Source organism: Pseudomonas fluorescens, assembly GCF_000802965.1.
Classification (GTDB): domain Bacteria; phylum Pseudomonadota; class Gammaproteobacteria; order Pseudomonadales; family Pseudomonadaceae; genus Aquipseudomonas; species Aquipseudomonas fluorescens_A.
In genome coordinates, this window is record NZ_JSAK01000063.1 from 1 (window position 1) to 294 (window position 294).

Annotated in this window: 1 tRNA gene; it reads left to right on the top strand. The window is 50.3% G+C overall.

The features are described 5' to 3' along the window. Positions 1–56 precede the first annotated feature (56 nt). Positions 57–141: transfer RNA gene (locus NL64_RS29110), tRNA-Leu, on the top strand. The last annotated feature ends 153 nt before the right edge of the window (positions 142–294 follow it).

The following is a 294-nucleotide window of genomic DNA, read 5'->3' on the forward strand; positions in this document are numbered from 1 at the left end:
TATTTCGAAAGGCGCCAGATTAACAGTCTGGCGCCTTTGCTTTAAAAGCCTCACTCGCGGATGTGGTGGAATTGGTAGACACACTGGATTTAGGTTCCAGCGCCGCGAGGCGTAAGAGTTCGAGTCTCTTCATCCGCACCAAATAAAGCTTCACTCAGGTCGATTGGCCTGGTTGGGGTCAGCAAAGAAGTTGTTTGGCTTTTTTGCAAAGTAATATGGTGGGCGTAGCTCAGTTGGTAGAGCACGGGATTGTGACTCCCGTTGTCGTGGGTTCACCCCATATTTCGAAAGGCG